General features: G+C 70.3%; 5 protein-coding genes and 1 pseudogene. All 6 read left to right on the top strand.

The window, feature by feature from the left end; translation table 11 throughout:
• Window positions 1-97, top strand: a pseudogene (locus ACFW2E_RS13485) (N-acetyltransferase); the annotation flags it as partial.
• A gap of 254 nt (window positions 98-351) precedes the next feature.
• A complete protein-coding gene (locus ACFW2E_RS13490) occupies window positions 352-1524 on the top strand; it encodes a hypothetical protein (RefSeq protein WP_384465834.1) in 1173 nt (390 codons plus the stop codon).
• Window positions 1521-2291 (top strand): WecB/TagA/CpsF family glycosyltransferase, encoded by a 771-nt coding sequence (locus ACFW2E_RS13495; RefSeq protein ID WP_384465836.1) that lies wholly within the window; start codon window positions 1521-1523, stop codon window positions 2289-2291. The genes ACFW2E_RS13490 and ACFW2E_RS13495 overlap by 4 nt, the downstream gene beginning before the upstream one ends.
• A complete protein-coding gene (locus ACFW2E_RS13500) occupies window positions 2291-3550 on the top strand; it encodes a nucleotide sugar dehydrogenase (protein WP_384465838.1) in 1260 nt (419 codons plus the stop codon). The genes ACFW2E_RS13495 and ACFW2E_RS13500 overlap by 1 nt, the downstream gene beginning before the upstream one ends.
• A 3-nt stretch (window positions 3551-3553) precedes the next feature.
• Entirely contained in the window at window positions 3554-4669 is a 1116-nt protein-coding gene (gene wecB, locus ACFW2E_RS13505; RefSeq protein ID WP_384465840.1) for a non-hydrolyzing UDP-N-acetylglucosamine 2-epimerase, read from the top strand.
• A gap of 51 nt (window positions 4670-4720) precedes the next feature.
• The coding region (locus ACFW2E_RS13510; RefSeq protein ID WP_384465842.1) for a chain length determinant protein at window positions 4721-5506 on the top strand (786 nt) is incomplete at its 3' end.

Consider the following 5506-nt stretch of genomic DNA (forward strand, 5'->3'; position numbering starts at 1 on the left):
ACTGGTCGAGCGCGAAGGCGAGTTGGGCACCTGGGAGTGCCCCGAGACGGGCGAGCTGTACGACGAGAAGGACGGCGAACTCGTTGAGCGCGTATGAGTTCCTGATTTCTCGCAAAACGCCAATCCTCGAACATCCGCATGCATAACATGTGTGCGAACTGTGCAGACCTAGCACAGTGAGCACGCAAACCGGTTGTGCCCAGGGGGGGTTGCCGGGTGGGGACACCTGTGCCTGGAGCCAGGAGCGACAACCGCTCCGACGTCTGACGTCCACCTCGCGCGGCCTTCCGCGCCACGGCGGTCAAGCCTGTCCACATTGAGGACCCACAGGGGGGTTGGTGTGCCCAAACGATGACCATCTCACGTCTGGCGGCGCTCGGTCGTGAGGAGCCACCGCTGCTCGCGCTCGCCCAACGACTCCTCGCGGTCGCGGAGTCGGGACTTCCGTCGATGCTGCTCCCCGGTGGCGAGGCCTTCGCCTTCACCATGGCCGGGCGGAGGGCGCCCGACGGTTCCTGGACCTTGGAGCGGCGCGGGACCAGCACCCGGTACGCGGCCATCACCGCGCTGGGCGCGCAATTCCTTCCCGAGGACCACCAGCGCGCGGTGCTCGGGGGGCGTACGGCCCAGGAGTTCACGGGTCTGCTGGTCGAGTCGCTGCCCGCGGTGGCCAATCTCGGCGACGCGGCGCTCATCGCCTGGGCGGCAGCCGAGACCGTGCATCCCAAACTGTCCGATGCCATCGCGCGGATGGACGCCCTGGACGAGGAGGGCCGCGCACAGTACACCGTCGAGGCGGCCTGGGTGCTGTCCGCTCTCGCGGCGGCTCGGTCCACGGTCGATGTGGAGAGACGTTTCACCACAGCCCGTGACCGTCTCCTGCGGGCCCGGATCGGGGACAGTCCGCTGTTCCCGCACGCCACGGGTCCCGGCCTGGTGCCCTGGTACCGGGCGCACGTGAGCTGCTTCGCCGACCAGACGTATCCGCTCCAGGCGCTGGCCCGCGCCCATGCCAGCGGTGACGGACCCGGGGATCCCGAGGCGCTGGCCGCCTCGGAGGCGTGCGCGGCACGCATCTGCGAGCTGCAGGGCGACGGCGGGCAGTGGTGGTGGCACTACGACGCCCGCACCGGCGGTGTCGTGGAGGGCTACCCGGTCTACAGCGTCCACCAGCACGCGATGGCGCCCACCGCCCTGTTCGATCTCGCCGACGCCGGCGGCACCGACTTCGGCGCGGCGATCCGCAGGGGCCTGCGCTGGATGACGGACGTGCCCGAACTGGCCGCCCGTCCGGAGAAGCGGGAGCCGTTGATCCTCGACGAGCTCGGGGCCACTTGGCGCAAGGTCCACCGCGGCGATCCGAAGAAGGCCGTGCGCGCCGCCCGAGGGCTCGGCACCCGAGTCGCGCCGAACCTCCGGCTGAAGTCCCTGGACCGGGTGTACCGACCCGCGTTCGTGGACCGCGAATGCCGGCCGTACGAGTTCGGCTGGATGCTCTACGCCTGGCAGGGGGGCCGCATATGAGCGAGCGTCGGACACTGTTCGGGATCGAGCTGGACCCGCTGACGATGGACGAGACCGTGGCGCTGTGCCTCGATGCGGTCCGGGAGGGCAGACAGCTGGAGATCGGGGTGGTGAACGCCGCGAAGCTGGTGAACATGCGGCGCGACCCCCGGCTCGCCCGGGCGGTGGCCGGCTGCGATCTCGTCGTCGCCGACGGACAGGCCGTGGTCTGGGCGGCCCGGTTGCTGCGCGCCCCGCTGCCGGAACGGGTGGCCGGCATCGACCTGTTCCTGCGGCTGCTGGCCGAGGCCGAATCGGCGGGCGTGTCCGTGTACTTCCTCGGCGCCAGGCAGGACGTGCTGGAGCGGATGCTGCGCCGGGTGGCCGATCGCTTCCCCGGCCTGAAGGTCGCCGGCAGCCGAAACGGCTACTTCGACGATTCCGAGCAGGCGGCGATCGCCGACGCGATCGCCGACAGCGGCGCCCAGATGCTCTTCCTTGGCATGACCTCGCCGAAGAAGGAGATCTTCACCGCCGCCTACGGCGAACACACCGGTGCCCGTGTCGTGCACGGTGTCGGCGGTTCGTTCGACATCCTGGCGGGGGTCACCAAGCGGGCCCCCGTGTCCTGGCAGCGGTGGGGCATGGAGTGGCTCTACCGCGCGCTGCAGGAGCCGCGCCGCCTGGGCCGACGCTACCTCACCACCAATGCTGCCTTCCTCCTCATGACGGCCAGAGAGCTCGTCCGGCTCACCCCGTCGCCCGCCTCCGCGAACAGGAGTCACTGATGCGCGTCGTCGTGGTCGGACAGGGATACGTCGGCCTGCCACTGGCCATCCGCGCCGCGGAGGTCGGACACGAGGTGATCGGCTACGACGTCGACTCCCGGCGGGTCAAGAGCCTCGCCGCCGGTGAGTCCTTCGTCGAGGACGTCTCCTCCGAACGGATCCGCGCGGCACTGGACCGGGGCACCTACCGCCCGAGCGAAGCGGCCCGGGACTGCGGCGGCTTCGACGTGGCCGTCGTGACCGTCCCGACCCCTCTGCACGAGGGCACTCCCGACCTCCGTTACATAGAGGAGTCGGCGGTCACCCTCGCCCGCTACCTGCGCCCCGGAGCCACCGTCGTCCTCGAGTCGACCACCTACCCGGGCACCACACAGGAACTGTTCGCGCCGATCCTGGAGGACGGCTCGGGGCTGGCCGCGGGCACCGACTTCCATCTGGGCTACAGCCCGGAGCGGATCGACCCCGGAAACGCCGTCTGGGGCTTCCAGCAGACCCCGAAGGTCGTGTCCGGCGTCAACGCGGAATCCCTCAAGGCCGTTCAGGACTTCTACGCGGAGCTCGTCGACACCACCGTTCCGGTGGGCTCGCCGAAGGAGGCCGAACTCGCCAAGCTGCTGGAGAACACCTTCCGTCATGTGAACATCGCGCTCGTCAACGAGATCGCGATGTTCGCCCACCACCTGGACATCGACGTCTGGCAGGCGATCGACGCCGCCTCCACCAAGCCCTTCGGCTTCATGAAGTTCACCCCCGGACCGGGCGTCGGCGGTCACTGCCTGCCGATCGACCCCTCGTACCTGTCCTGGCGGGTGCAGCGCGAACTCGGCCAGAGCTTCCGCTTCGTGGAGCTGGCCAACGACATCAACAACCACATGCCCGAGTACGTGACGCGGCGCATCAGCGACCTGTTCAACGAGAGACGCCGGTCCGTGAACGGCTCGCGCATCCTGCTGCTCGGCCTGGCCTACAAGAAGAACACCGGCGACGCCCGGGAGTCGCCCGCCCTGCGCATATCCCAGCTGCTGCTCGACATGGGAGCTCAGGTCAGGGCGGCCGACCCGCACGTGGTCGAGAGTCTGCCGGTGGACACCCGCCTGGTGCGGGTCGAACCGGTGCCGGAGGAGCTGGCGGCCGCCGATGTGGTGGTCCTGCTCACCGACCACGACAGCTTCGACTACGAACTCGTGGCCGAACACGCCCCCTTCGTCCTCGACTGCCGTCGGCGGCTGTCGTCCGGACCCACGATCGAGGTGCTCTGAACCATGCCGCGAATCGTCTGCGTCGCCGGGGCGCGGCCCAACTACATGAAGATCAAACCGGTGATGGACGCCCTGGAAAGCCGGGGCGCCGAGGTGATCCTCGTCCACACCGGCCAGCACTACGACCCGGCGATGAACGACGTGTTCTTCGCCGACCTCGGAATCCGTCCGCCCGACCGCTTCCTCGGGGTCGGCTCCGGCACCCACGCCGAGCAGACCGGACGCGTGATGACCGCGTTCGAGCCGCTGCTCGGCGAGGTGTCCCCGGACATCGTCGTCGTGGTCGGCGACATCAACTCGACCCTGGCCTGCGCCCTGGTCACCGCCAAGGCGGGACCACTGCGGGCCCACGTCGAGGCCGGCCTGCGCAGCCGCGACTGGAGCATGCCGGAGGAGGTCAACCGGGTCGCCACCGACCGCGTCAGCGACTATCTGCTGGCACCCTCGCCCGACGCCGCCGACAACCTGCGCGCGGAAGGGTACCGGGGCGACCAGATCCACCTGGTCGGCAACGTCATGATCGACACGCTGCTGGCCAACCTGGAACGGGCCAGGGCATCGGACGTCCTCGGCCGATACGGCCTGGCGAGAGGCGAGTACGGCCTGGTCACGCTGCACCGCCCCGCCAACGTGGACGACCCCGAGGTCCTCGCCGCGCTCCTGAAGGCCCTGGGCGAGATCGCCGGCCGCTGCCCGCTCCTGCTGCCCGTGCACCCGCGCGCGGCCGGACGGCTGGCCGACATCGGCGTCCCCGGAGGCATCCGGCTCGTGCCGCCCGCCGGATACCTCGACTTCATCGCCCTGCAGGACGCCGCCCGCCTCGTGCTGACCGACTCGGGCGGCGTACAGGAGGAGACCACCGCGCTGGGTGTGCCGTGTGTGACCCTGCGGGAGAACACCGAGCGGCCCATCACGGTCGAGCAGGGCACGAATGTGCTGGCCGGGCGGGACCCGGCCCGGATCGTTCCCACCGTCAACCGCGTACTGGACGAACCTCGCGCCCCCCGCCGGCCCGAACTCTGGGACGGTCGCGCGAGCGACCGCATCGCCGACGTGCTGCTGACGGGAGGCACCGCGGGCACGCGAGCAAGGCCCACTGCACAAACGTTCCCCATATGATCCGCTCGCAACATATGCTCGTCCGAGGTCGGGCCGCGAGGGGGGACCACCATGGATCTCGCTGAGATCTTCCGAGTCATGCGCAGGCGCTGGTACGTCCTGCTGCCCGGACTGCTGCTGACGGCCGGTCTGGTCGTGGCCGTGGCACTGGTGGTTCCGATCACCTACCAGTCGCAGAGCACGGTGGTTCTCCTGAACTCCCAGAAGGCCACGGTGGCCTACGACGGCAACCCGTTCCTGAGCACCCAGACCTCGCTCACCGGCATGGCCGACAGCCTGGCCCGCAACCTCAACTCCGACGTCTCGGTCCGGGAGCTCAAGTCCCGTGGCGCCACAGGCACGTTCGCGGCCAAGCTCGCCGACAACGCGCAGGGGCCGCTCATGTGGCTCACCGTCACCGGCACGGACAAGTCCGCCGTCCTGGCCTCGGACCGCGTCCTGACGGCGTACGCCAAGGACCGGCTTCAACAGTTCCAGGAGCAGCAGTCGGTCGCTCCGAAGGCCATGATCCGCATGACGACCATCGTGCCCCCGCAGAACCCGGTGGCGCAGACCAAGACCCGGCTCGAGTACATGGTCATGGCCGGTGGCCTGGGCCTGGTCCTGAGCCTGGTCGCCACCTTCTACGTGGAGGCGCGCCGCCGGCCGCACCCGCCGGCGCGGACGGAAGGGCCCGCGGAGCCGGTCAGCACCCCCGAGCAGGCGGCCGAAGAACCGGTCGCGGAACAGACGATGGCGCTCCGGCCGCCGCCCACCTGGTCGCGGGGCCCCCCGAACACGGGCGCCCCGGGGCCCACGGCGGGGGGGCCCGCCCCGGGCCGGGGGCGCCCCCCCGCG

Source organism: Streptomyces sp. NPDC058964, from assembly GCF_042741275.1.
In the GTDB taxonomy this organism is placed as follows: Bacteria; Actinomycetota; Actinomycetes; order Streptomycetales; family Streptomycetaceae; genus Streptomyces.